This is a genomic window from Streptosporangium amethystogenes subsp. fukuiense (assembly GCF_042665875.1).
Lineage (GTDB): Bacteria > Actinomycetota > Actinomycetes > Streptosporangiales > Streptosporangiaceae > Streptosporangium > Streptosporangium fukuiense.
In genome coordinates this window covers 2,901,829-2,925,782 of record NZ_JBHTEE010000001.1, presented here as the reverse complement: position 1 = coordinate 2,925,782, position 23,954 = coordinate 2,901,829, and the positions used below count along the sequence as shown (strand labels likewise).

21 protein-coding genes are annotated in these 23,954 nt (G+C 68.1%); 11 read left to right on the top strand and 10 right to left on the bottom strand.

The features are described from left to right. Positions 1–54 precede the first annotated feature (54 nt). The 3 genes from ACFQVD_RS12685 (at position 55) to ACFQVD_RS12675 (ending at position 7,121) form a co-directional block, all read left to right on the top strand. Entirely contained in the window at positions 55–5,772 is a 5,718-nt protein-coding gene (locus tag ACFQVD_RS12685) for a DNRLRE domain-containing protein (protein ID WP_343978167.1), read from the top strand. Positions 5,773–5,799: 27 nt separating this feature from the next. Next, entirely contained in the window at positions 5,800–6,432 is a 633-nt protein-coding gene (locus tag ACFQVD_RS12680; protein WP_343978165.1) for a hypothetical protein, read from the top strand. 224 nt (positions 6,433–6,656) lie between these two features. Next, the gene (locus ACFQVD_RS12675; RefSeq protein WP_343978162.1) at positions 6,657–7,121 is read left to right on the top strand and encodes a hypothetical protein; all 465 of its coding nucleotides are present in this window, start codon (positions 6,657–6,659) and stop codon (positions 7,119–7,121) included. 458 nt (positions 7,122–7,579) lie between these two features. Here ACFQVD_RS12675 and ACFQVD_RS12670 read toward each other — a convergent pair whose 3' ends face one another. After that, positions 7,580–7,813 carry a helix-turn-helix transcriptional regulator gene (locus tag ACFQVD_RS12670; protein ID WP_343978159.1) on the bottom strand — a complete coding sequence of 78 codons (234 nt, stop codon included), beginning with the start codon at positions 7,811–7,813 and terminating at the stop codon, positions 7,580–7,582. After that, a complete protein-coding gene (locus ACFQVD_RS12665; RefSeq protein ID WP_343978156.1) occupies positions 7,810–8,130 on the bottom strand; it encodes a hypothetical protein in 321 nt (106 codons plus the stop codon). The genes ACFQVD_RS12670 and ACFQVD_RS12665 overlap by 4 nt, the downstream gene beginning before the upstream one ends. A gap of 101 nt (positions 8,131–8,231) precedes the next feature. Between ACFQVD_RS12665 and ACFQVD_RS12660 the strand changes: the two genes are divergently transcribed. Further along, a complete protein-coding gene (locus ACFQVD_RS12660; protein WP_343978153.1) occupies positions 8,232–9,611 on the top strand; it encodes an IS630 family transposase in 1,380 nt (459 codons plus the stop codon). A gap of 791 nt (positions 9,612–10,402) precedes the next feature. Continuing rightward, complete coding sequence (locus ACFQVD_RS12655; protein ID WP_343978150.1) at positions 10,403–11,809, top strand: IS701 family transposase; 1,407 nt, start codon at positions 10,403–10,405, stop codon at positions 11,807–11,809. Between the two features lie 60 nt (positions 11,810–11,869). On the opposite strand, the gene ACFQVD_RS12650 is transcribed toward ACFQVD_RS12655, so the two are convergent. Together ACFQVD_RS12650 and ACFQVD_RS12645 are read right to left on the bottom strand one after the other, a co-directional pair. Then, positions 11,870–12,424: a transposase gene (locus ACFQVD_RS12650; RefSeq protein WP_343978147.1), complete on the bottom strand. Its 555-nt coding sequence runs from the start codon at positions 12,422–12,424 to the stop codon at positions 11,870–11,872. Next, a complete protein-coding gene (locus ACFQVD_RS12645; protein ID WP_343978144.1) occupies positions 12,421–13,029 on the bottom strand; it encodes a helix-turn-helix domain-containing protein in 609 nt (202 codons plus the stop codon). Before ACFQVD_RS12645 ends, ACFQVD_RS12650 begins: the two co-directional genes overlap by 4 nt. A 91-nt stretch (positions 13,030–13,120) precedes the next feature. Between ACFQVD_RS12645 and ACFQVD_RS12640 the strand changes: the two genes are divergently transcribed. From ACFQVD_RS12640 to ACFQVD_RS12625, 4 genes are all read left to right on the top strand, one after another. After that, the gene (locus ACFQVD_RS12640) at positions 13,121–13,354 is read left to right on the top strand and encodes a hypothetical protein (RefSeq protein WP_343978141.1); all 234 of its coding nucleotides are present in this window, start codon (positions 13,121–13,123) and stop codon (positions 13,352–13,354) included. Between the two features lie 61 nt (positions 13,355–13,415). Beyond that, the gene (locus tag ACFQVD_RS12635) at positions 13,416–14,594 is read left to right on the top strand and encodes a saccharopine dehydrogenase family protein (RefSeq protein ID WP_343978137.1); all 1,179 of its coding nucleotides are present in this window, start codon (positions 13,416–13,418) and stop codon (positions 14,592–14,594) included. A gap of 377 nt (positions 14,595–14,971) precedes the next feature. Continuing rightward, complete coding sequence (locus ACFQVD_RS12630) at positions 14,972–15,256, top strand: DUF1540 domain-containing protein (protein ID WP_343978134.1); 285 nt, start codon at positions 14,972–14,974, stop codon at positions 15,254–15,256. A 77-nt stretch (positions 15,257–15,333) separates the two neighbouring features. Next, the gene (locus ACFQVD_RS12625; protein ID WP_343978131.1) at positions 15,334–16,506 is read left to right on the top strand and encodes an NADH:flavin oxidoreductase; all 1,173 of its coding nucleotides are present in this window, start codon (positions 15,334–15,336) and stop codon (positions 16,504–16,506) included. Between the two features lie 12 nt (positions 16,507–16,518). On the opposite strand, the gene ACFQVD_RS12620 is transcribed toward ACFQVD_RS12625, so the two are convergent. Continuing rightward, positions 16,519–17,961 (bottom strand): MFS transporter, encoded by a 1,443-nt coding sequence (locus ACFQVD_RS12620; RefSeq protein ID WP_386368498.1) that lies wholly within the window; start codon positions 17,959–17,961, stop codon positions 16,519–16,521. Between the two features lie 239 nt (positions 17,962–18,200). Next, positions 18,201–19,799: a M4 family metallopeptidase gene (locus tag ACFQVD_RS12615; protein WP_343978125.1), complete on the bottom strand. Its 1,599-nt coding sequence runs from the start codon at positions 19,797–19,799 to the stop codon at positions 18,201–18,203. Positions 19,800–20,115: 316 nt separating this feature from the next. On the opposite strand from ACFQVD_RS12615, the gene ACFQVD_RS12610 reads away from it, so the two are divergent. Both ACFQVD_RS12610 and ACFQVD_RS12605 read left to right on the top strand, forming a co-directional pair. After that, the gene (locus ACFQVD_RS12610; RefSeq protein WP_343978122.1) at positions 20,116–20,928 is read left to right on the top strand and encodes an SAM-dependent methyltransferase; all 813 of its coding nucleotides are present in this window, start codon (positions 20,116–20,118) and stop codon (positions 20,926–20,928) included. Between the two features lie 156 nt (positions 20,929–21,084). After that, positions 21,085–21,726, top strand: a complete 642-nt coding sequence (locus ACFQVD_RS12605) for a lysoplasmalogenase (RefSeq protein WP_343978119.1) — start codon at positions 21,085–21,087, stop codon at positions 21,724–21,726. A 102-nt stretch (positions 21,727–21,828) separates the two neighbouring features. On the opposite strand, the gene ACFQVD_RS12600 is transcribed toward ACFQVD_RS12605, so the two are convergent. From ACFQVD_RS12600 to ACFQVD_RS12585, 4 genes are all read right to left on the bottom strand, one after another. Further along, positions 21,829–22,731 (bottom strand): dioxygenase family protein, encoded by a 903-nt coding sequence (locus ACFQVD_RS12600; RefSeq protein ID WP_343978116.1) that lies wholly within the window; start codon positions 22,729–22,731, stop codon positions 21,829–21,831. A 28-nt stretch (positions 22,732–22,759) separates the two neighbouring features. After that, positions 22,760–23,044 (bottom strand): fumarylacetoacetate hydrolase family protein, encoded by a 285-nt coding sequence (locus tag ACFQVD_RS12595; protein ID WP_364156863.1) that lies wholly within the window; start codon positions 23,042–23,044, stop codon positions 22,760–22,762. Continuing rightward, complete coding sequence (locus tag ACFQVD_RS12590) at positions 23,044–23,484, bottom strand: OsmC family protein (protein ID WP_343978113.1); 441 nt, start codon at positions 23,482–23,484, stop codon at positions 23,044–23,046. Before ACFQVD_RS12590 ends, ACFQVD_RS12595 begins: the two co-directional genes overlap by 1 nt. 167 nt (positions 23,485–23,651) lie before the next feature. Then, a complete protein-coding gene (locus ACFQVD_RS12585; RefSeq protein ID WP_343978110.1) occupies positions 23,652–23,912 on the bottom strand; it encodes a DUF1876 domain-containing protein in 261 nt (86 codons plus the stop codon). Positions 23,913–23,954: the final 42 nt, after the last annotated feature.

Genomic DNA, 23,954 nt, shown 5'->3' with positions numbered 1-23,954 from the left:
TTACGCCATGTCATGATCACTCCGTTTTGCCGCTTTTATAAATGAAAGGCACGAGTGACCACATCACGCACATCGTCCGGCTTATCGCGCTGGACGTGCCGCCGCGCTGCCCTGGTCGCGGCTCTGACGCTGCCGCTCTCGCTGATGAGCGCGCCCGCGATCGCCCAGAGCCCCGCCCCACCCCCCACCGCACCCCCCACGACGTCACTCCCGAGCGCCCCCACGACGCCGACCGGAAAAGCACTGGCGCAGGCCAAGAAGGAGAACCGGCGCGTCGAGGTCGAGTCGATGCGCTCGGAGAGCACCACGTTCTACGCCAACCCGGACGGCAAGACGGTCCGGATGGAGTCCAGTGCCCAGCCGATCCGGAAGAGGAACGCCGACGGCAAGGGTTTCACGCCGATCGACACCACCCTCGTCAAGGCGGACGGCGCCATCAAGCCCAAGGCCACGCTCGGCGACCTCGTTCTGTCCGCGGGCCGAGACAAGACCCTGCTCAAGAGCCAGGTGACCGGCGCCCCGGCAGCGGCGGACGACGCCACGGCGAAGATCAGCACACCCTCGGCACTGCCTGAGCCGCAGCTAGAGGGCAACACCGCCACTTACCCCGGCGCCTATGGCAAGGGCCGCGACCTCCTGGTGACCGCGACCGCGACCGGTTTCCGGCAGCAGATCGTTATCACCGAACGGCCCAGCGGGCCGGTCAGCTTCAAAATGCCGGTGGCACTGCCCGCCGGGCTCTCCTTCGGCAAGAACGCGCAGGGCCGGCCCATCATCGTGGGCAAGGACGGCAAGACGCTGACCGAACTGCGGCCGACACTCCTGCAGGACGCCACGGCCGCCGACGCCTACGCCCCCATCGACGCAGGCAAGGTCGGCAAAGCCGCGATCAGCTTCGATGACGACGGTAAGTCGCTGGTGTTCGCCCCAGATGCCGTGTTCCTGGCTGACCCTGCGGTCACCTATCCCGTGACCATGGCGGCCGTGGCAGCCGACTGGTGGGAGACCCACACCGGCGCAGGCGGTCTGCCCAAGCAGGGCTGGGACACCTTCGTCAACAACGCCGACTACCAGGACAGCTGGGACAACTTCACCCTGGACCGGATCCTGGTCGGCAAGTCCGACAGCGGCACCGTGCGCTGGCGCAGCTACATCAAGTTCCCCGACATACCCGACGAGTTCCGCGGCCTCGAGGTGCAGAATGCCGACCTGATCCTGTGGAACCACCTGTCCAACGACTGCGGGACCTACGTCGGCTCTGGGATCACCACCCGGCGGGTCACGTCGCTCTGGGACGAAGCGACCATGACGTGGAACAGCCAGCCTTCGGTTACCTCAACGGGCCAGATCACCGAGGGCGCCGCTTACAGCCCCAACTGCACCAGCGGAGCCGCGAGCTGGGCAGGCAAGGAATGGGACCTGGTCTACTCGATCGACGAGATCGTCCAGGCATGGTCGGACGGTGCCTCCAACTACGGCGTCCAGCTCAGTGCCGGCAACGAGTCGGACATCACCAACTGGCGCCGCTACCGGACCGACGAGGCAGGCGGCTGCAGGAGCACCCCGCTGGAGGAGTGCAAGGGGCAACTCCACCCGCCCATCCTCACCGTGGACTTCGAGCTCCCGCCCACCCCGGTGGTCGGCGCGCTGCTGATGAGCCCGGATGAGACCAGGCCCACGTCGATTACCGAGCTCAACGCGTGGGCGGCGCGCGGCCGGGTGTCGAACACCCTGCCCGAGCCCGCCCCGGCCACCTTCGAGGAAGACTTGGCCTATCGGTCCTCGTCGGACCAGGACGTCACCACATCAACCGACGACTTGCAAGTACCGTTGCCCTCCCCAGAGGAAGGGGTCACTGCACGCTGGCCGTTCAGCGAGGCAACGGGGACGACCGCGGCTGACGTCTCGGGGAACAACCACACAGCCACAGTGAACAACGGAGTCACGTGGACTCCCGGAGTAAGCAACTCCGCCCTGACCAATGCGGTCGTCGCCAGTGAGTCCACCACACATCCCGAGGCGCAGACCCCGCAGCCGGCTCGAATCGCTGCTTCGCGACAGGCCGTCGCGCAAAAGTCCGCCGTCGAGGTCACCGATGAGACGACCGCGACCAGCGTCACCTACGCCCAGCCAGACGGGAAGACGTTCAAGACCGAGGTCGCGGCCGGTCCGGTACGCGCCCGGCAGGGCGGCGCCTGGGTGCCGATCGACACGACTCTGACCGAGCAGGGCGGCAAGCTGCGGACCAAGACCCTCGCCGAGGGCGCGGTCGTGGAGCTGTCCGCGGGCGGCACGGACCCGTTCGTGAAGATGACGACCGACGGCAAGTCGTACGCGCTGCGCTGGCCGACGCCGCTGCCCAAGCCGACGGTCAAGGGCAGCGTGGCCACCTACACCGACGCCGCCGGCGTGGGCGCGGACCTGGTGGTGACGGCGTTGCCGGCCGGGTTCCGGCACGAGGTGGTGCTGCGCCAGCGGCCCGCCAAGCCGCTGCAGCTGCGGATCGGCGTAGACGACGACGGTCTGACCCTGACCGAGGGCAAGGGCGGCCGGCTGCTGCTGAAGGGCAAGAACAAGAAGCTGGTCGCTGCAGCGGGACAGCCGATCATGCGGGACGACAGCGGCAAGGGCCGGCCTGCGTCAGCCAAGCGCGGCGAGGCCAGCACGAACGTGGTCACCAAGGACGGCCGTACGGAGCTAGTAGTCAAGCCGGACCAGGCGTTCCTGGCGGACGCAGGCACCACCTACCCGGTGCGGGTGGCTTCGGCGGTCACGCTGCCGCTTGGTGCCGACGTGGACGTCAGCACCAACGACACGATCGACCTGCCCGCCTACCCAGACAACCAGTACATGGTTGCCGGCACCATGACAGACGCGCTTAAAGCCCGGGTGCACCTGCAGTTCGACACCACTGGCCTGCAAGGCAGCACGGTCACCGCCGCCACGCTGTCGATGAACACCATCGACAGCCACAACTGCGGCGCCGCGCTCGCCAACGGCATCCAGGTCGCCCGCCTCACCGGCGCCTGGGACCCGGACAACCTGTACTGGGCCAACAAGCCCGCCCTCACCACCGAGGACGCCTCCACCAACTTCAAGGGCGTCACCCAGGACTGCGCCACCTACCCGGACAGCATGGACTGGAACGTCACCGGCATCGCCCAGGACTGGGCCGCTGGAGCCGCCAACCACGGCCTGGTGCTCAAGTCGCCCGGCGAGGCGAACATCAACAACTACCGGGTGTTCACCTCCTCCGAGGACACCGACTTCAATCTGCCGCCCAAGCTGACCATCACCACCAGCGGCCCGGCCTCGCAACCGGCCGTCTCCGCCCCGGCCATCACACCAGCGCACACGGCCGACGGCGTCACCGTGACCAGCTCGCTCACCCCGCAGCTCGCCGCGACGGTCGCCGACTCCGCGGGCGGCAACCTCACCGGCCAGTTCGAGGTCGAGCACGACCCGGCCGCCGCCGGGCAGGGCAGCGGCCAGATCTGGACCGGGACCTCACCCGAGGTCACCTCCGGCGAGCAGGCTGTGGTGACCGTTCCCGCGGGCAAGCTGGTCGACGGCTGGAAGATCCGCTGGCGCGCCCGCGCAGTGAACCCGGCCGCCTCGGTCTCGTCATCATGGTCGGCATGGCAGGAGGTAACGGTTGACGTTCCCGATCCAGGCACTCAGCCAACAGTAGGAGCCCTGCAGGTCAATCCGTCGCAGCTCATCGACGGGAAGCTACATACCGCCTCGCTCACCCCCAGCCTGCTGGCGCAGGTCACAGACCCACTCGGCGGAACCCTCAGGGCCGAGTTCGAGGTCGAGCACGACCCGGCGGTCCCCGGGCAGGGCACAGGGCAGATCTGGTCCGGCTCCGCAGATAACGTGACATCGGGAACGCAAGCGAACGTCACCATCCCGGCCGGCGAACTGGCAGACGGGTGGGAACTACGCTGGCGCGCTCGCGCAGTCGTCGGCGAGACATCATCGCCCTGGTCGGACTGGCAGCTCATCAGGGTCAAGCTTGCCCAGCCCAGCCCCGGTCCGCTGGCACAGACCGCTCAGGCGGTCATCAACACCGACCAGAGCTTCACTGTGGCGGCATGGCTGAGGTGGGACAGGGACGGCACGTACACCGCTCTTGAACAGCGCGGCACCAACCAGGCTCCCTTCCAACTGGGCAACGACCCTGAGCGTGGCCTGATCTTCACCTTTACCAGCGCGGATACCGCCAGTCCTAGCGTCGAGGGCGTGTTCTCCGGCGTGAAGGCTCCAGTCAACGAGTGGTTCCATCTTGCCGCCGTGTACACGCGCGACTCCAACACAGCCACGCTCTACCTGGACGGCAGGCCGATCGGAAGCAACACGCTTACCTTCACTCCCTGGAAGTCCTCCGGGCCGCTAACGCTCGGCACGGCCATGAACGGCAGCATCGACGAAGTCTGGGTCTACGGCCGTGATCTCATCGACGACGAAGTCTTCGCGCTGATGGACGGCAGCCCGACGGCTCCGCTCGGAGCCGTCGGGCAGAAGGCTCCGTCAAGTGCCACGGCACTCGCCGCTGGCCGCTACGACAGGATCTCCCCGGAGACCTGCTGGGAAGACCATGGCTGGCGCACGCGCACCTACGGCCTGATGAAGAACCGCTTCAGTGGCTGCATGCTCCATTCGCTCGCAGTGTTCAGCGGAACGGTCAGCTCCGACGATGACGGCATCGATGTCGACGCGGATCAAGAATGGGCCGGTAAGGTCATGCTGGTGGCCAAGACCTTCAGCGGCAAGGCCGACCTTGACGCTGGGGCGACCACCCGCGATATGTGGTTCGACCTGTACGTCGGCCACAGCAGTTGGACGGGCATCGATTTCTTCCCCAATGACGATGTCCCGCTCACCATCGGTATGGCTCCCTCGCGAGGTCAGACGGCATGTCGTGATGTCACCACCTTCCAAGGCGCCACCCAGAAGAACCATCTGACCATGGACGTTGAGGACTGGATCGAGGCCGCAGACGAAACCGATGACGGGAAGTGGTCCAAGCTCGCCACCTTCCGATTCCGCTCCGACCCGGCTCACGCTCTCAACAGCCCAGAGAAGATCGCCACCTGCGTGTTCAAGCCGTACGTGCACATGACCAGCAGCTTCCACCTGCCCCTTTTCGAGTACGGCACGATCGAGGAAAAGGCTCAGATCACCTGCGATTCCGCCCGGTACATCGCGGAGCGGGCGGGCGGGTGCACGCTTCCGGTGCTGCCGTCGATCGAGTGGCGGATGGGAGCCAACTACGACCTCGCTTACAAGCACTACTGGAAGGCCTGCTACCAGTCGGCCGACACCTATCCCAAGGACTCGGCCAAAACCATTCTCGGATGCGCGGTGGACGGCACCCAGCGTCCCCCCAAATCCAATTACCTGTGGCGAATCGACGACCCGTCGGCAAAGAACAGCAACGCCCGGGCCAAAGCACGATGCGACAGCCTGTGGCCCGGTGCCACCTGGCCTGCTCAGGAGTGCGACGAATACCCGTTCCAATCTTCGGGAACCCGGAACGCCGATAATGACACCCACCGAAATTTCTCGGTGTGCTCCATGCCGAAGACACAAAACGGAGAGGCGGGCAAAGCGCTGACCCGTCTCTACAATCGCGATCGGATCCTGTACGGCCAAAACTTCTTCAACCGCTTCGCCACCAAACTCACCAGTGTCGAACCTATGAAGGACCTGTGCTTTCAGCCGATAAAGCAGAGTTCAGGCTTCTTTAATGACCAACCGAAAGACTAGGGGCTAGCCCGCGTGGCGGGAGAGAACATGTTCTCTCCCGCCACGCGGCTGTTACTAGATAATGAAAGATCGAAAATGAACTTCCAGGAAACAGTGCAGCGTTACGCAGAACTCCTCCTCGGAGACGGCAGCTGGCTTACCGAGGAGCTTGCATGGACGGTTCTACGGCCGCGAGTCGGACCACTGACGCTGAGCGATGTCGCGCAGCGGTTGGCCGGGAACAGCCACGCACTCATCGTCGAGCGCGATTTCGAGGAGGCCTACACGGACAATGCTGTCGTACTCGACGCAACGGATGAAGCCGTGATGATCGTAGACCTTCACAGAACGAGCAACACGCCAGACCCGGACTTCATCGCCCAGCTCAGTCGCAACGTTGATGTCTGGCACGTCTCCTGGCATACGGCGCTGAGCCGACGGATGATCCATGCCCTGGATGGGCGCATCATCGCAGCCGTCCCCCATCTTGACCCAGCCGATGCTGTCGGCGAGGATCTCCACTCAGTCCAAGCCGAACTGGCTGCTCTGTCCGCAGCTCAACATGACCCCTGGCCCGCCGTCGAGGCAACCGCCCTGGCCATTGTTGAAAAACGCACAGGCGCACGGCTGCGCCTCGATTGGTTCGACCACGCTCATCCTTCGATAGCCATTGATCAATGACGTCAATGCCATGGTGGCCTTCTGTGTAATAACCCAGAGTTCGTTGAGTAGTTCAGCATGGCCATAGCTGCAGGACCTGGGCTTACCTCCTGGGATCCCTGGTTCTTTCGAGATTGATGAGACTTCAGAGATTCTGAAGGTCTATCGTCCTCGTTGTTCGTCTTGCATAGATGGCGAAGACGAGGAGGCTGGACTTGGCGCTGGCTGTGGTGAAGGATCTTCGCGTGGCCCGAGCCCCGGCCACCGCCGAAGACCTGGAGGCGCTGGAGACCGATGTGCTGGCCGGGTTCATCCTGGCCCGAGCGGCGGCGGGGCTGTCGGACGGCACGATCTCCTCAGATGTGGTGCATCTGGAGCAGGTGCGGGCCTGGTTCGGGCGGCCACTGTGGGAGATGGAGCCCGCCGACGCCGACGCATACTTCGGCAAGGTGATGCGCGGCGCCGCCAGGGGCACCCGCTTGTCGCGAGCGCAGGCGATCAAGACCTACTTCCTATTCGGGGTGCCGTGTTGGGTCGGACCGGGGCGCCCTGCCGTGATTACTCCCGGTGGGTTTCCCCGGCCCGCCCGCCGCACCCGGCGTGCGTGTCTCCGCGCACCGGGCGCTCCACATGCCTTGCCCGCTGGTCAGCCGCCTGAGGCGGTTGCCGCTGTCGGAGCCCATGGAGTCGCGATGTTGCCACCGCGGTAGCGGTAGCGCTTCACCGAGACAGTGGATGTGCCGGTGAAGGCGACTCCCTGGTGAGCGATTCTCCAGCCGACGTCGCAGAAGCGACGCCTGAACTCCGGCATCCCCATGCGGGCCTTGCCCGCATATTTCCGGCGGATCCGGGGCATGACGAGCATCCGAACGAAAAGTCCCGTTAGCGGGTGGCGCCAGCTCTGGCCGAGCCATGGTCGATCGTTATCTGGGGTTGTCAAACGAACTTGCTGGTCAGCAACATGAAGGTCGTTAAAGCACATCAGGCAAGTAGAGACGAGCATGGCCGGGACTAGTGCGACAGTCTCCTGGCGCGTGGGAAGCAATAGGTCATTGCGATGAGGCGTCGCAGCGCGGTGTGGGCGGGTGGGCCCCAGATAGCCTTGCCACTGGGCGGCCGCAGACGCCAGCCTCTCCGATGAGGATGCCGCTGAGGGTGCGGCCTACCGCTAGGGCACCTTGGGTAGCTCGAACAGGTGCCTGACCGGGATCGGCAAAGCGTCCGCGATCTGGAACACCTTGTCGAGGTGCGGGCTGTACATGCCGTTCTCGATCCGGTTGATGGTTTTGCGGTCCACTTCGGCCAGCTCGCCCAGCTGCTCCTGTGTCAGGCCGTGCGCCTCGCGCAGCTCGCGCAGCCTAAGTGGTCCTGCCCATAAGTTCTTCGGGGGTTGGGGATTCACCAGTGGCTGAGGTATAAGTCGCAGGCGCAGTCGAGGGCGTCTTGGGGAGTGCCGACGGGTAGGCCGGTGGGCAGGATCTGGTTCTCGTACTTGCCGCTGCTGGCGAGGTAGAGCCCGAATCCCCAGGTGGAGGCCGATCCGCCGTAGCGGAGCCGGATGAGGGGCAGCCGGTCGCCGTCGGCCAGCTCGCCCTCGATGTAGGCGAACTGGCCGTGGTAACGGACGTGCAGGTCGGCCAGCTGGGGCCAGTGGTCGCGGGCGTGCTGACGCAGACGCTGGGCCAGGGAGGTCTTGGTCGAGGCCGGGATGGCGGGCATGACGGCTATCTTGCCGTCTCCGGCGTGTCGATCATGGCGTGAGACAGTGATCACGGGCATGGTCGTGCGAACCCCCGAAGATCTTCCCGAGAGTCTCCCGCGTGCCTGTCCTTCGTGCCCGCCAGATCGTGTTGACCGCGTCCGAACGGCGTCGGCTCAAGCAGCTGGCCTATTCCCGTACCGCCCCCTACCAACTGGTCGTTCGCGTTCGGGTCGTGTTGGACGCCGCGCACGGCTACTCCAACAACGCGATCACCCGCAGACAGGGCGTAGCAGTCGATACCGTCCGGTTGTGGCGCGGCCGATACGCCGACCAGGGCTTGGACGGGTTGAAGGACCGGCCCCGCCCGGGCCGGCCACCCCGCCTCACCCCGGTCCAAAAGGCCGAGGTCAAAGCCTTGGCCTGCCAACTACCGGCCGAGAGCGGAGTGCCACTGTCTCGTTGGAGCGGCAGCGACCTGGCCGCCGAGGTGATCGGCCGGGGCATCACCGACAAGATTTCAGCCTCGACCGTCCGCCGGATCCTGGCCGCCGACGCACTCAAGCCCTGGCAGTACCAGTCGTGGGTGTTCATCCGCGACCCCGGATTCACCGTCAAGGCGGCCCGGGTGCTGGACCTCTACCAGCGGGTCTGGGACGGACAGCCACTGGGCGAGGATGAGTACGTGATCTCCTCGGATGAGAAGACCTCGATCCAGGCCCGCTGCCGCTGTCACCCGGCCCTGCCGTCCGGCACCGCCCGCAGGATGCGGGTCAACCACGAATACGACCGGGGCGGTTCGCTGGCCTACCTTGCCGCCTACGACGTCCACCACGCCCGCGTGATCGGGCACTGCGCGGCCAAGACCGGCATCGTCCCGTTCATGACCCTGGCCGAGAAAGTCATGACCACCGAGCCCTATGCCTCGGCAAGGCGGGTGTTCTGGGTCGTCGACAACGGCTCCTCCCACCGCGGCAAAGCCGCCGCCGACCGGCTCTGCGCCCGCTTCCCGAACGCGGTGATGGTCCATACCCCGGTGCATGCGTCCTGGTTGAACCAGGTGGAGATCTTCTTCTCCATCGTGCAGCGCAAGGTCGTCACACCCAACGACTTCACCAGCCTTGACCAGGTCGAAGACCGGCTGATCGCCTTCGAGCGTCGTTACAACGAGACCGCACAACGAGACCGCCCGGCCCTTCAGATGGGAGTTCACCCCGACCGACCTCGAGGACCTGATGGCCCGGATCGAGCGACACGAACAGAAAGAGCACCACTCCCAGCAACCCAGTGGCTGCGATCACCAGCCTGCCGCACTACCAGCAGCCGCGTGAACCCCCGAAGAACTTACGGAGCGGACCACTTAGCCATGATCTGGCCGTCCCGGCTGGTCCACTGCTCGCCGTACTTACCGAACTTGGCGGTGGCTTTCTGCGGGTCTTCAGGAACGGTCTCGCTGTCGAAGAAGGCCATGTTCCCGATCGTGTCGGCGGTCCGGAGGTAGAGGGAGGCCTGCTCGCACGCTAGCCAGACCACGTGCTGACGCGCGTGGGGAGGCAGGGTAAGGAACCGTTCGACCAGTTCGCGCCGCTGCGCGGCGGACAGCTTCGCCAGCTCCCAGGGTTGTGGTCTGGTACTGGGGGAGTCAGGCGCCGGGGTGTCGCCGAGAGCGGAACGGACACGGTGCACGGTCGACGCGTCGTTGTCGAGCAGCCCGTCCAGGTCGTAGATGAACTGTTCGACATCGTGTTTAGCGAAGCGCGCGAGCGCCAGGAAGAGATCACGCCTGATCGCAATCGCTTCGGGAGAGGAATCGTCCCTCCCGCACTTCGACCACAGGTCGAGCCATGCTGCTTGCAGCACGTCAGGGTTCTTGAGACGGTTGATGAGAATATTCAACGTCGTCTCGGCGGGTTTTCTATCCGTTTCGGGATCGTTCCGAAGAGGCGTGAGCGACGTCTCGAAGACAGCGAGGTCGCTCTGCAGCACGGCCTGAACTTTCTTTCCGAGCCCGTCCTTCACTGCACGGTCGTAGTCGCGGATCGCTGACATCAGCGCTGGCGGATGGTACCTGCGGTCGAAGTTGCGGGAGTCTTCCAGCCATCCCAGCAGTTCTGTGGCGGCCGCCGGGAAGTTCAGCAGCGAAGGGCTAGACCATCCGCGTTCCGGCGCTCTCAGGGCGTGCCGTACCTCGTCCGCAGTGTCTGGCTCCCTGAGGTCAGCAGAAGAGGACTCAGCCACATACCCTCCCTAATCGGTGGTTTGTTGACGTGGGGTTGATGCCGCAGTAAACCGGTGGATAGGGATGATCGCTGCTGTTCGGGGGTGGTCATGGTGGTGACCGCGCGGCGTCCGTGTCCACCGGCGCCGGGTCCGTTGGAGGAGTACGCGACCCGGTTCGATGATCTATGGTGCTCGCTCGCGCAGCGCCGGGGGTTTCGCGAATATCTGGCCGGGCTGTTGTTGCCGCGGGACCGAAACAAGACGCTGACCTGCCTGGCCGGTGCGGAGCCGGTGGTCGGAGCCCAGAACGCGGCGGTGCAGCGGCTGCAGTTCTTCCTGTCGGAGTCGCCGTGGGATCCCGAGGCGATCAACGCCCGGCGTCTTGAGCTGCTGCGGGCCGATCCGGCGACCGCGCCGCATACGGGCGGGGTACTGGTGGTCGACGACACCGGCGACCGCAAGGACGGCACCGCCACCGCGCACACCGCCCACCAGTACCTGGGCTCGGTCGGGAAGATCGAGAACGGGATCGTGGCGGTGACCACGCTCTGGGCCGACGAGCGGGTCTATTATCCGCTGCACGCGCCGCCCTACACCCCCGCGAGTCGGCTGCCTCGCGGCCGCAGCGATCCGGCATTTCGCACCAAGCCGCAGCTCGCGACCGCTCTGGCGGGTCGAGCTCAGGCCGCCGCCATACCCTTCCGGGCGCTGGTGGCCGACTGCGCCTACGGCGACAATGCCGCCTTCACCGCTGAACTATGGGCGGCCCGGCTGCCGTTCGTGCTCGCGCTCAAGCCGCACAAGGGCTCCTGGGCCCCGGCCGATGAGGCGTACACGCCGATCGACGCCGCCCGGGAGCTCTCCTGGGGAGGTCCCCAAGCGCCGGGCGTCTGGACCAAGGTCGTGCGGCGGTTTCGAGACGGCCACACCACCGTGTGGTGGGCCGCCGACGCGGTCCTGGGCGGCTACGGCCCTCACCAGGCAGTCCGGCTGATCGTCGCGACCGCCGACCCGGCGACGCTGCCGGTCAAGGCGACCTGGTATCTGGCCACCAACCTGCCCCGCCCCGGCGGTCCGCGCGCTGTCGCCTCGTCTTTCCCGCCCGCCGGCCTGGCCGAGATCGTGCGTCTCTACGGCCTGCGGACCTGGATCGAACAGGGCTACAAGCAGGTTAAGGACGAACTCGGCTGGGCCGATTTCCAGGTCCGCTCCGATGCCGCGATCCGCCGCCACTGGACCCTGGTGATGTGCGCGTTCACCTTCTGCTGGCATGCCCGGCCCGCCGATTCGGCCCCGCCGCCACACCTCCCGCCCGCCCCGGCCGACGCCGACGGCGGAGAGAGGGGGGCTCACCGTCACGGTGCCACCCGTGCCACTGTGCTGGCCTCGGGCCGCCCGCTACGTCCGCGGCTGGCTGACCCCCTGCGCGCTGCTGCAACGCTGGTGGCGCAACTGGTCGAGCAGGCCCCCGCCCGCTGAACTACAAGCCCTGGTCACAGCCGTCACCGCGGGACGGCCCCTCAACCTCTACGCCCCGTTTTAACAAACCACCGTAATGCTGCGTTCCTTAAAGCAGGTAGATGAACTTGCGGCGCAGGATTCGGGGCTGTGGGGTGGTCGCCCCCAGATCCAGGGGTGGGCGTGGGCGTTGAGTTGCGCGGTGGCGAGGGTGACCGCGTGGGTGATCTCGGTGGCGTCGGCGAGGGTCTGCCCGGCGAACGCCGTCTTACGCAGCAGCCGCCACCAGCCCTCGGCCAGGTTCAGCCAGCAGGCCTTGACCGGGATGAACACCTGGCGGATCCGCGGATGGCGCAGCAGCCATTGGCGGACCTTCCAGCTGGAGTGGCTGGAGAGATTGTCGGTGACGACCATGATCGGGCCGCGCCGGTTCGCCTTGCCGATCTGCGTCAGCAGCTGGATCCAGCCGTCGCTGTTGCGCGAAGGCGCGCAGAAGGTGAGCTTGATGCCGTCGCGGATGCGCAAGCCGCCGTATACCCAGCTCTTGTCGGCGCCGCGGGAATAGGTCAGCGGCGCTTTGATCCGGTGCCCGTCGACCGGCCAGGCGGGCGCGGGTGCGAAGGTCCGCGGGGTCACCGGTCCCAGCTCGTCGGTGCAGATGACCGTGGTGCCGGGCGGTGGCTGGGCGTAGAGGCCGATGACCTCGGCTCTTTTGGGGCGAAATCCGGATCGGTCGAGGTGGTCCAGGAGCGGGGATGGCGCCAGCGGACCTTCTCGGTGAGCAGGATCCGGCGGACCTGGCTGCGCGCGATGACGATGCCCTGCGCGCGGGCTGCGGTGGTCAGGCTGTCCAGCGTCCACTCGGCGGGGCCGGCCTTCTCGTCTGCGACCAGGTCCCCGGCCTCGTCGCGGACTGGTCTCCCGGGCGGAGTCGAGCGCGCCAGCTCGATGAGCTGCCCGCGTTCGAGTTCGGTGATGCGTGGTTTGCGGCCTGCCCCGGGCCGGTCGCCCAGTCCGGCCAGGCCTTCGGCGTTGAAGCGCTCGATTCGCTCGCGTACGGTCTGCATGTGACAGCCCAGCTTGGCCGCGATGGCACTGGTGCGCAGGCCCTGCCAGCTGAACGCGATGATCTGCGCTCTCATGATCCAGTCGGCCGGGGCGTGACGGGCCCCGGCCAGCTTGCAGATCTGTCGTTTCTCTTCGGCATCCATCGGCGGACGCGCATGCAGCAGTTTCGGCATGCTTCTATCTCCTTCGGACTGTTACCACCCTAGCGAGTGGTCTGTCCGGAATCTCTGGAGCACCTCACATTCAAGGAAAAGGTCTTCGCCCTTGTGGTTGCTGGAGCAGGGCATGTCACCGGATCAGGTGGCCGATGCGCTGGGAGTGGGCTGCGAATCGGTGTTCCGCTGGGAACGCCAAGCGCGGGCAGGCGGTGATCAGGCGCCGCGGATCAAGAAGGCGCCAGGCTGGCCGCGGCGGCCGACGCCCGGGCAGGAGCAGACGGTCAAGGCGGTGGTGTGTGATGCCACCCCTCTCCGCGTCGCCAGGCCCGTCCAGGAGTGATCACGGCCACATCCGGCGAGCCCGTCTTGCGCGTGGTCTCCGCGGGGAGGAATCTCGGTGCATGCCTGACGACCGCCCGTACGACATCGTGCTGTTCGGCGCCACCGGGTTCACCGGGGCGCTCACCGCGGAGTACCTCGCGCGCAACGCCGGTCCCGCCCTTCGCTGGGCGCTGGCCGGGCGCAACCGGGCCAAACTCGAAGCGGTCAGGGACCGGATCGGCCTGCCCGAGCTGCCGCTGCTCCACGCCGACGCGACCGACCCGGCCTCCCTGGTGGAGATCGCCCGGCAGGCCAGGGTCGTCGCGACCACCGTGGGCCCCTACGTCTTCTACGGCGAGCCGCTGGTGGCGGCCTGCGCCGACGCGGGCACCCACTACGCCGACATCACCGGCGAGCCCGAGTTCGTCGACCGCATGTTCATCCGTCACCACGAGCGGGCCGCGAGGACCGGGGCCAAGCTCGTGCACGCCTGCGGGTTCGACTCCGTCCCGCACGACCTCGGCGCCTACTTCACGGTCAGGCAGCTGCCCGAGGGGGTGCCGCTGGAGGTCAGCGGCTTCGTCCGGGCCTCCGGCGCCGCCTCCGGCGGCACCGCGCACTCCCTCGTGACGGCGATCTCCCGCTTCCGGCAGACGATCGAGGCCGCGAACGTCCGGCGCGAACTCGAAACCGTCTCCGGACCCGCCACGGCCTCCGCGACCAGGAAGACGCGTGGCGTGCCCGGCTCGGTCCGCCACGTCGGGGGCTGGGCCCTGCCGCTGCCCACGCTCGACCCGCAGATCGTCGCTCGCTCGGCCCGCGCGCTGGACCGCTATGGCCCCGACTTCACCTACCGTCACCACCTCGCGGTCAGGCGACTGCCCGTCGCGCTCGGCCTCGCCGCCGGAGCGGGTGCCCTCGCGCTGCTCGCCCAGATCCCACCGACGCGTTCCCTGCTGCTGCGCCGCTTCGCACCCGGTGAGGGGCCCGGCGTCGAGCAGCGGGCCAGGAGCTGGTTCAAGGTCACCTTCCTCGGCCTGGGCGGCGGGGCGCGCGTCGTCACCGAGGTCGCGGGCGGCGACCCCGGTTACGGCGAGACCGCCAAGATGCTCGGCGAGTCGGCGCTCTGCCTGGCGACGGACGACCTCCCGGAGGTCTCCGGTCAGCTGACCACCGCCGTGGCGATGGGCGACGCGCTGATCGGCCGCCTTCAGCGGGCGGGCATCACCTTCACGGTGCTGAGCGACTCGCGCAAATAGGCGTTCGTGACATCGGTCGTCCCCGCCTCGGTGGAGAAGGGGCCGGGAAGCTCCGTTCGGCGGGGCCGGCCGGGTGCCTTCCCGATCGTGAAGGTCCGTCGGAGGCCGCTCTTGGCGAAGCCTTGGGGGCCAGCTGAGCGTGAAGGTGATTCGGGCGCGGTACTAGACCGGTTAGTCCCTGTGTCCGCGTGCGGGAACGGGGACCGCGTCATGTCCGACTCCTGAGCGCGGAAGAGCGTGGTGAGGACCTGACGGCCCGGGTGCCGGCGGAGGAGCCGGCGCCGCCGCGCGGTGATACCGAACAGAACGTCGGGCGACCGGCCCCGACGATGGCCGGCCACGTCCGGGGCAGGCCCGAGTCCCAGGAGGCGTCAGCCATGAAAATGCCCGCAGTCAACGAGTGCCAGGTCGATGCGTGCGCCTACAACGCGGAGCACATCTGCCACGCGCTGGCCATCACGGTCGGCAACAGTCATCACGCGGAGTGCGAGACCTTCTTCAAGGTCGACGTGAAGGGGGGCGACCCCGCCGCCACCGGCCGCGTCGGCGCCTGCAAGATGTCCGACTGCCAGCACAACGTCCAGTACGAATGCCAGGCCTCCGGCATCGTGGTCGGTTACGCGCAGAAGGACATCGACTGCCTCACGTACGCGCCGGCCTGACCGCGGACGAGCCGTACGGCGACGGAACAGCGTCTCGATCTCTTGGCATCCAAGCGCTTGTTTGGTAACACTGGCCCATGGCAGAAACCGCCGCGGACGTCTTCGCACCCGCGAAGCTCGGGCCGATCACCCTGCGCAACCGCCTGATCAAGGCGGCCACCTTCGAGGGCATGACCCCCGAGGCGCTGGTCTCCGACGAGCTGATCGGCTTTCACCGGCGGGTGGCCGCCGGGGGCGTCGGCATGACCACGGTGGCCTACTGCACGGTGGCGCCGGAAGGCCGTACGCAGTGGCGGCAGATCTGGATGCGCCCGGAGGCCGTGCCCGGTCTGCGCCGTCTCGCCGAGGCGGTGCACGCCGAGGGCGCCGCCATCTCCGCGCAGATCGGCCACGCCGGCCCGGTGGCCAATCCCGCCTCCAACAGGCTCCCCGCGCTGGGCCCGTCCCGGCGCTTCAACTGGCTGGGCATGAGCATGACCCGGGCGGCGACCGTCGCGGACATCGAGCGCATCGTCCGCGCGCACGCCGACGCGGCGCTCCTGGCGGAGGAGTCGGGATTCGACGCCGTCGAGATCCACCTGGGACACAACTATCTGGTCAGCTCCTTCCTCAGCCCTCGGCTCAACAACAGGACCGACGGCTACGGTGGCAGCCCGGTCAACCGGGCCCGGCTGGCGCGCGAGGTCGCCCTGGCGGTGAGGGAGGCCGTCGGCGGCCGGATTGCGATCCTGGCCAAGCTCAACATGGACGACGGGGTCAGCGGCGGCCTGACACCCGACGAGAGCCTCCAGGTCGCGACCTGGCTGGAGGCGGACGGCGGCCTCGACGCCATCGAGCTGACGGTGGGCAGTTCGCTGCTCAACCCGATGTACCTGTTCAAGGGCGACGCCCCGATCCGTGACTTCGCCGCGGCCCTGCGGCAGCCGCAGCGGCTGGGGGTGCGGCTGCTGGGCGGCCGGTTCCTGCGCTCCTACCCCTACCGGGACGGCTACCTGCTCGACGACGCCCGCGCCTTCCGCGCCGCCCTGAAGATGCCGCTGGTGCTCCTCGGCGGCGTCACCAACCTGGCGACCATGGAACTGGCCATGCGCGAGGGCTTCCAGTTCGCCGCCATGGGCCGGGCCCTGCTCATGGAGCCGGACCTGCCCAACCGGATCATGAAGGACCGCGCTGTCGAATCCCGGTGCATCCACTGCAACCGGTGCATGTCGACGATCTACTCCGGCACCCGGTGCGTGCTCGCCGAGTGATCGCGCCCGGTCTCAGTCGAGCCCGGAACGCCGGGAGGCGAACACGTCGGCGACGGCCACCACCAGCGAGATCAGCACGAAGACGATGGTGACCAGCAGCGAGTGCCGGAACGCCAGCGCGTAGTCGCCGTGGGAGGAGGCGACCTCGGAGAAGAACACCGCGCCGATCGCCGCGATGCCCATGGCCGCGCCGATCCGCTGCCCCGTCTGGAGCACCCCGCCGGCGGCTCCGGCCACCGGGACCGGTACCTCCGACAGGGTCAGCGTCTGGTTGGGGGAGATCACCAGGCCGCTGCCCAGCCCGGCGAAGACCAGCGGCAGCGCGATGGCCCAGCCCACATGCTCGCCGGGGACCAGCAGCACCGCGAGCACCGTGACGCCCAGCGAGGCCGCGACCACCAGCAGTCCCGACACCACCAGTGACCGGCCCAGCCGGGTGACGACCCGGCCGCCCAGTGCGGCGGTCACGGCCGACCCCCCGGCGAACGGGGTGGTCGCCAGCCCGGCCTCCAGGGCCGAGTAGCTCAGGCCGTTCTGCAGGTACAGGGTGAGCACGAAGAAGATCGCGGTGAAACCGGCGAAGTAGAGCGTCCCGAGCAGGACGCCGAGCGCGTACGAGCGCCTGCGGAACAGGGACAGGTCGACGACCGGCTGGTGGCTTCGTCCGTATCGGCGCTCCCAGGCGACGAAGACGGCTAGCACCACGATCCCGGCGAGCAGGGCCAGCCACTTTTCCGGGCCCCGCCACTGCTGCCCCTCGACGAACGGCAGGAGCGCCAGCGTGATGCCGGCGGCGAGCAGCAGCACGCCCACCGGGTCCATGCTCTCCCGGGGACGCCTCCCGTGGGCGGGAGGCCGGATGTAGCGGTATGCCAGGACCACGGCCAGCACGCCGATCGGCACGTTGACGTAGAAGACGAGGCGCCAGGCGTCGGGGCCGCCACCGAGCTGGATGAGCGCCCCGCCGAGCAGCGGGCCCACCGCGGTCGAGACACCGATCACGGTGCCCAGCATCCCGAACGCCCGGCCCCGCTCCGCTCCCCGGAAGAGCTGCTGGATCAACCCGCTGACCTGCGGGTTCAATATCCCGCCCGCCATTCCCTGAACGAGTCTCGCGATGACCAGGAACGTCGGGTCGCCGGCCATCCCGGCCGCCGCGCTGGACAGGGTGAACAGGACGACGCCGAGAACGAACGCGTTGCGCCGGCCGTGCATGTCGCCGAACCGTCCGGCGGGGATCAACGCCAGCCCGAAGGTGAGCGCGTACCCCGACACCACCCACTGCAGGTCGCTCTGCGGAGCGTCCAGCCCGGTGCGGATCGCCGGCAGCGCCACGTTGACGATGCTGACGTCCAGCAGGGTCATGAAGCCGGCGACGAGGCAGACGGTCAGCGCCTTCCAGCGGCGCGGGTCGGCCCCCTCCTGCTCCTGGAGGGCCGTCGCCTCGCCGCTCATCCGGCCGCGCGGTGCGGGGATCCGGCTTCCCGGTCCGCGGACCTTTCCCACCCGCCGTCTTTCAGGCCTCCGGGCGGTACGGGTGACCGGCTGAGGACCATCGTCCGCCCCCGTTCTACGCCTCCGGCTTTCAGCAGCCCGTATCTACCCCTCTCGGATGTTCAAATCACAGTCCGGGCCCCGGCGAGTCGCCGGAGCCCGGACTGTGGTTCATCTTCGGAGCCGGAAGCCGCCCGGTGCTACGGGCAGGTCGCCTCGCCGCTCTGCAGCGGGACGTTCACCGCGCTCCAGGCGGCCTTGACCGCGTTGACCTCGACGCAGCCGCTGAAGAGCGCCTTGGCGGCGGCCACGGTGGCCTTCCGCGCCTTGGGGTGCGTCCACGGCGAGGTCTTGCTGTTCAGCCCGGCCTGGAAGATCTGGCCGGCCTTCTGGATGCCGATGCCGGTCAGGGTGGACGGACCCGAGCAGACGGGGCTGGCCGGCTTGCCCACCGGGTTGGTGCCCTCGGCGAGCAGGTAGAACCAGTGGTTCTGCGGGCCCGCTCCCGCGTGCACCTCGTAGTTGAAGGGGGAGGTGTAGCAGTTGGGGTCGCCGAGCGCGGCGGGGTTGTACATGTTGCGGATCTCACCCGCGCCGACCAGGTTGACCTCCTCGCCCACCAGGTAGTCCGGCGGGTCGAGGGTGGCGGGCTGGTTGGCGTAGTGCTCGGTCAGCGCGCCGAAGATGTCGCCCGTCGACTCGTTCAGGCCGCCGGCCTCGGTGGTGTTGGACACGGTGGCCCCGGAGTACTGGAAGACGGCGTGGCCGTACTCGTGGCCGACCACGTCCATCGAGGTGGCCTGCCGGTTGTTGGCCTGGTTACGCCCGAAGTTGGTGTAGCTGCCGGTCCAGTAGGCGTTGACGGCGCTCAGGCCGACCCGGGCCGGGAACGCGCCGCCGGAGCCGTTGAACCCGTTGCGGCCCAGCCAGTTGCGGAGCATGTTCCACTCCGTCTGCGCCGCGTACAGGGCGTCGACGCAGGCGGTCTCCAGGTTGGTGCCCGAGCCGGTGCCCCAGGCGTCGTCGGTTCCGGTGTAGGCGGTGCCGCCCTGCCCGCCGCAGCGCAGGCCGGGACGGGTGGTGTCGGTCATCGAGTACGAACTGCCGGAGCCGGAGGTCTGGATGGTCACCGGGTTGCCGTTGTAGTAGCTGTTGCCGGTCCCGGCGCGGACCTCGTCGTAGGAGTCGACGATCGACCCGTCGAGGGCGTCCACGAAGACGTGCAGGACGCTCGGGGTCTCGCCGTTGGCGCCGGTGACGACCACCTCCCAGGCCAGCTTGGGCGTGGTGGTGGCGGCGTGCACGAGCAGCCGGGGGGTGCTCACGCTCTCCACGGTGGACACCTGCGCGCGGGCGGTGGCGGTCGCCGCGGCGGCGTCCACCTTGCTCGTGACGTCGACCGTGATCCTGGACTGCTGGCCCGAGCTCACCGACCCGACCAGCTCTCCGGCCCGGTCGGTGGAGACGATCACTTCACCGCCGAACACCGGCAGACCCCGGTAGGTGCGCGCGTAGGTCAGGTACTGCAGGCCCTGGGCGCCGGAGATGTTGGCGATCAGGGTGAACTTCTCGTTCTGCCCCTTCAGGAGGGCTTCCGACCTCATGGCGATGGTGGCGTTGGCGGTGGTGACGGCGCGGTTGCGCGCCTCCGCGTCCGGCGGTGAGTAGGCCGGGGGGTCGGCGGAGAGGGCGCTGGCGGCGATGTCCGCCGACGCCGACGTGCTGCTCACCGCGGCGGGGGTGATCAGGGTGGCGACGGCCATTACGGCTACGGCGCCCAGCTTGGTCTTCGGATTCACGGGGGGCGATTCCTCTCGGTGTCCCTTGTGGGGAGGAGGGATACAGGGAGCCCTGAGAGTCGGGGCTCCCCCAAAGCTGACACCGAGTGAGGCAGTCGAACACCTAACAAAATCCCATAACGCCGTGATATGGGCGGTTGTCCGTACCGGGGTACCTGCTGTTATGGCTCGCCGTTGCGGGGGAGAACATCATGTTTTAGGACTCCCTCGACTGAATTGGTCTGATGTACGGCGATTTTTTCGTCGGGCCGATCGGAGATCATCTAGGGTGGGCTCCGATCGTGTTGTTACGGGGTGCGCTGGTGAGGAGGCTCTGATGAGCGAGGGAATCACAGAGGTCGACACCGAGGTGTTGGCGCGAATCGACACCTCGGTCCCACATTCGGCGCGGGTGTGGGACTACTGGCTTGGCGGTAAGGACAACTACGGTCCCGACCGCGCGGTCGGCGACGAGATCGTGAAGGTCATGCCGGATCTGCCGGTCAACGCGCGGGCCGAGCGGGAGTTCATCGGCCGGGTCGTGCGCCATCTGGCCGGTGAGGCGGGCATCGACCAGTTCCTGGACGTGGGCACCGGCATTCCGGCCGCGGACAACACCCACCAGGTCGCCCAGCGGGTCAACCCCAAGGCGCGGATCGTCTACGTCGACAACGACCCGATCGTGCTGGCCCACGCCAGGGCGTTGCTGCGCGGCACCCCGGATGGGGAGACCGCCTACATCGACGCCGACCTGCGCGATCCCGAGCCCATCCTGCGACAGGCCGCGCGGACACTGGACTTCTCCCGGCCGGTCGCGCTGATGCTGATGGGCGTCCTGGAGTTCGTCCCCGACGGGGACCAGGCCCACACCGCGGTGCGCACGCTGCTGGACGCGCTCCCCTCGGGCAGCCACCTGGCCATCGCGCACAGCGTGCACAGCCCGTCGATGGACGAGGCCGCCGCCAGGTGGAACGCCAGCGCCGCCACCCCGCTCACCCTCCGCACCCGGCAGCAGCTGGAGGAGTTCCTCGGCGGGCTGGAGTTGCTGGAGCCCGGCGTGGTGTCGCTGCCCACGTGGCGGCCCGAGCCGCAGACCAGCTTCCGCGACCGCGACGTCTTCCAGTACGGCGGCGTGGGCCGCAAGCCGTAGGGCACCTCGCCGTCCGCGTGTTCTGACCCGGGAGTCCGGATCGGCCCCGCCCGGTCCGGGGGCCCGGTGCCCACCTGGCGGCCCGCGCGGCCCGGGTACCGTCGAAAGGCGACGGGCGCCTAGGGCCTGCCGGGTGGCAGGCCCTAGCATCCAGATGTGCAGAATGATGTTCTGAGGGCCGGAGCGGTCTCCCGCACCCTGTCGGCCGCCTTCTGGCTCTGTTCCGCGGTCCATCTGGCGCTGGTCGCCGTCGGCGAAGGCCCGATGAACTCCGTGACCAAGGCGCTGCTGATGCCGCTGCTCGCGGCCTGGGTGCTGGCGCGGCGGGGACCGCGCCTGCTGGTGGCGGCGCTCCTGCTCTCCTGGGGCGGCGACGTGGCCCTGGAGATCGACGGTCTCTTCATCGCGGGCATGGCCCTGTTCGCCGGGGCGCACGTCTGCTACGTGACCTGTCTCGTCCGCGAGGGGGCACTTCGGGTGTTGCGCCGCCCGGCGATCCCGGTGGTCTACGGCGTCCTGTGGGCGGGAATGATCTTCCTCCTCTGGCCGGGCCTGGGCGACCTGCGCCTGCCGGTGGCGGTCTACTCGCTGCTGCTGACCGCCACCGCGGTGACCGCCGCCGGTCTCGGCCCGCGCATCGGGACCGGCGGCGCCCTGTTCCTGCTCTCCGACGCGCTGATCGCGTTCGGCCTGGCGGACCTTCCCCGCCCGCCGATGACCGGCCTGGTGATCATGGCTACTTACGTCGCGGCCCAGTACCTCCTGGCCTCGGGCATCGTCGATCGCCTCCGTGACTGAAGTGATCGCACAGCCGGCGGCGGATGCCCCTCCGCCGGAGGGGACATCCGACCGGTCCGCTCCGGGGAGATCGTCACCGGCAGGGGCCGCGGTTCTCCATGATCACCTTTTCATCTCCGACTCGGTGGCGAGCCTGATGTCGAACGTGACGTCCAGGTAGGGCCCGTCCATCCCGTACCGCTCGATCGAGGCCTGGTCCTCGCGCGGCTCGAAGTCGACGATGATCTCCGGCTTGACCGCGAAGGCGGCGTCGGAGTCCAGGTAGGGGTCGTCGTTGACGAACACGTGGGTGGTCAGCGTGTGATGCCCGGCCGCCTCGACGCGGATGTGAAGATGGCCGGGGCGCATGGGATGACGTCCCATGGCGCGGAGCATGTCGCCTGCCGGGCCGTCCATCGGCACGGGGTAGCTGGCGGGCTTCACGGTGCGAAACCAGTACTCGCCGTTCTCGTCGGTGGTGAACAGACCGCGCAGGTTGCCTTCTGGCTGCTCGGCGTCCTGGGTGTCGTAGTGGCCCTTGTCGTCGGCCTGCCACACGTCGAGGATCGCACCCGGCAGGCGGTTCCCGTGGCAGTCCTGCACGGTGCCGTGGATCACGGCGCTCTCGGCCCGGCCCCATTCGGGGCCCGCGGCGATGAGGTCACCCAGTTCGCGCGGCGGGGCCACGGAGTGGAAGGGGCCCTCCACCGAACTCGGCGTCATGTCGGCCGGTCCCTGGTTGTTCACGTCGTCGACGAGCGTGGTCAGTCCCAGCATGTCCGAGAGCAGGACGAACTCCTGCCGGGTGGGCGTGCAGAACGAACCGGTACGTGCGAGGAAGGCGAGTCCCGCCTCCCACTCGGCCGCCGTGGGCCGCACGTCCTCGACGAAGCCGTGCAGGTGACGGATGAGGCTCTCCATGATGGTCATCAATCGGGTGTCCGCACCCTGGAGCTGGCCGACGACCTGCTCGGTCACGGGGGGGCTGCCGGCCGGGCCGCGCCCGGAGCCCATGGTCTCACTCATGCCCAGTCCTCTGCGCTCGCTGTGTTGATCACTGGAGTACGGGCGCCGCTCGGCTTCCCGACCTCCACCTCGACCACGTCGCCGTCGTGCAGCAGCCGCGGGGTGTACGCGGGTAGCCGATCCCGGACGGCGTTCCGGCGGCGATGACGGCGCCGGGCCGGAGCGTGAACGTGCGGCTGTCGAACGAGAGAGTCGTCCCTGCTGAGAAGATCATCTTATTGGTCGAGGAGATCGAGAGTATCCGGCTCGTCAAGAAGCCGGGCGAGGCGGGTCGCTCCGCGGAGTTCTTCGGCCTGGACGTCACCGATGGCATCAGGTCGTTTCGATCGCCTCCATGACCGCTCCCTCCTCGGTGCGGACCTGAAGGGTGATCTCCGGCGGCAGCCGCAGCGAGTTGTGCACGGCGCTGTGCTCCACGACGGTGGTGAACGATTCCCGAAGCCCTTCGGGAAGGCCGGGAGCGTCGACGACCAGATCGATTCGGCCGACCCGTGCCGGACGCAGCTCCAGGTCGTAGTGGGCGGTCACGGTGACGCCGGCGGGCAGCTCACATCGGTGAAGGTAGCGTTCGGCGCGATGGGCGACGCAGGCCGCGAGACTCCCGACGAACAGCTCGACCGGAATGGGGCCGGTGTCGCCTCCGCCGAAGTCCGTGGGCTGGTCGACACGGATGGTGTGGCGGCGTATCCGAACGTCGAAGCGGTCGCCGCCGTGCCAGGTGATCTTCACCATTCCGTTCCGGTTCTGCTTCATGGGTGACTCCACGGGTGTGTTCAGGTTCCGTAGGTGGAGCACGTGGATCTCATCGCCCCGGGATGGCCCCTGTGCGTCGACAGGTGAAGAGCGCGCACCGTCCGCGGACCGTGGCCGAGGCGGACGGTGCGGTCATGCCGATCCCGGTGGCCCGAGGCGAGAGGCCGTCACCATGAGGTGGGCCCGGCGGCGACCTGGGCGATGTCCTCCGCGGTGACGGTGCGCAACCTTTCCGCCAGATCGGCGAGCGCGCGGGCGACCGCGAGCTCGTCGCCGATCTCGGGGACCGACTGGTCGACCGGGTTGCGGCGCGCGTGACCGATCCCGGTCAGGTGGGTGTCGTCCTTGGTGGTCAGGAGCGCCCGGGCGGAGGTGTCATCGCCCTCTTCGGTGATGTAGATCTGCACGGTCCATTGCTTGGCTTCCATGGAAGGAACCTCCGATCGAACGGGTGTTCGCGGTGTCGTGCC

Bases quoted from the DNA above. Each gene is read 5' to 3' on its own strand.
- ACFQVD_RS12680 (WP_343978165.1), top strand. From the start codon at position 5,800: ATGTTCTCTCCCGCCACGCGGCTGTTACTAGATAATGAAAGATCGAAA.
- ACFQVD_RS12665 (WP_343978156.1), bottom strand. From the start codon at position 8,130: ATGCCCGCCATCCCGGCCTCGACCAAGACCTCCCTGGCCCAGCGTCTG.
- ACFQVD_RS12645 (WP_343978144.1), bottom strand. From the start codon at position 13,029: ATGCCGAAACTGCTGCATGCGCGTCCGCCGATGGATGCCGAAGAGAAA.
- ACFQVD_RS12635 (WP_343978137.1), top strand. From the start codon at position 13,416: ATGCCTGACGACCGCCCGTACGACATCGTGCTGTTCGGCGCCACCGGG.
- ACFQVD_RS12630 (WP_343978134.1), top strand. From the start codon at position 14,972: ATGAAAATGCCCGCAGTCAACGAGTGCCAGGTCGATGCGTGCGCCTAC.
- ACFQVD_RS12625 (WP_343978131.1), top strand. From the start codon at position 15,334: ATGGCAGAAACCGCCGCGGACGTCTTCGCACCCGCGAAGCTCGGGCCG.
- ACFQVD_RS12620 (WP_386368498.1), bottom strand. From the start codon at position 17,961: ATGAGCGGCGAGGCGACGGCCCTCCAGGAGCAGGAGGGGGCCGACCCG.
- ACFQVD_RS12610 (WP_343978122.1), top strand. From the start codon at position 20,116: ATGAGCGAGGGAATCACAGAGGTCGACACCGAGGTGTTGGCGCGAATC.
- ACFQVD_RS12600 (WP_343978116.1), bottom strand. From the start codon at position 22,731: ATGAGTGAGACCATGGGCTCCGGGCGCGGCCCGGCCGGCAGCCCCCCC.
- ACFQVD_RS12595 (WP_364156863.1), bottom strand. From the start codon at position 23,044: ATGCCATCGGTGACGTCCAGGCCGAAGAACTCCGCGGAGCGACCCGCC.
- ACFQVD_RS12590 (WP_343978113.1), bottom strand. From the start codon at position 23,484: ATGAAGCAGAACCGGAACGGAATGGTGAAGATCACCTGGCACGGCGGC.
- ACFQVD_RS12585 (WP_343978110.1), bottom strand. From the start codon at position 23,912: ATGGAAGCCAAGCAATGGACCGTGCAGATCTACATCACCGAAGAGGGC.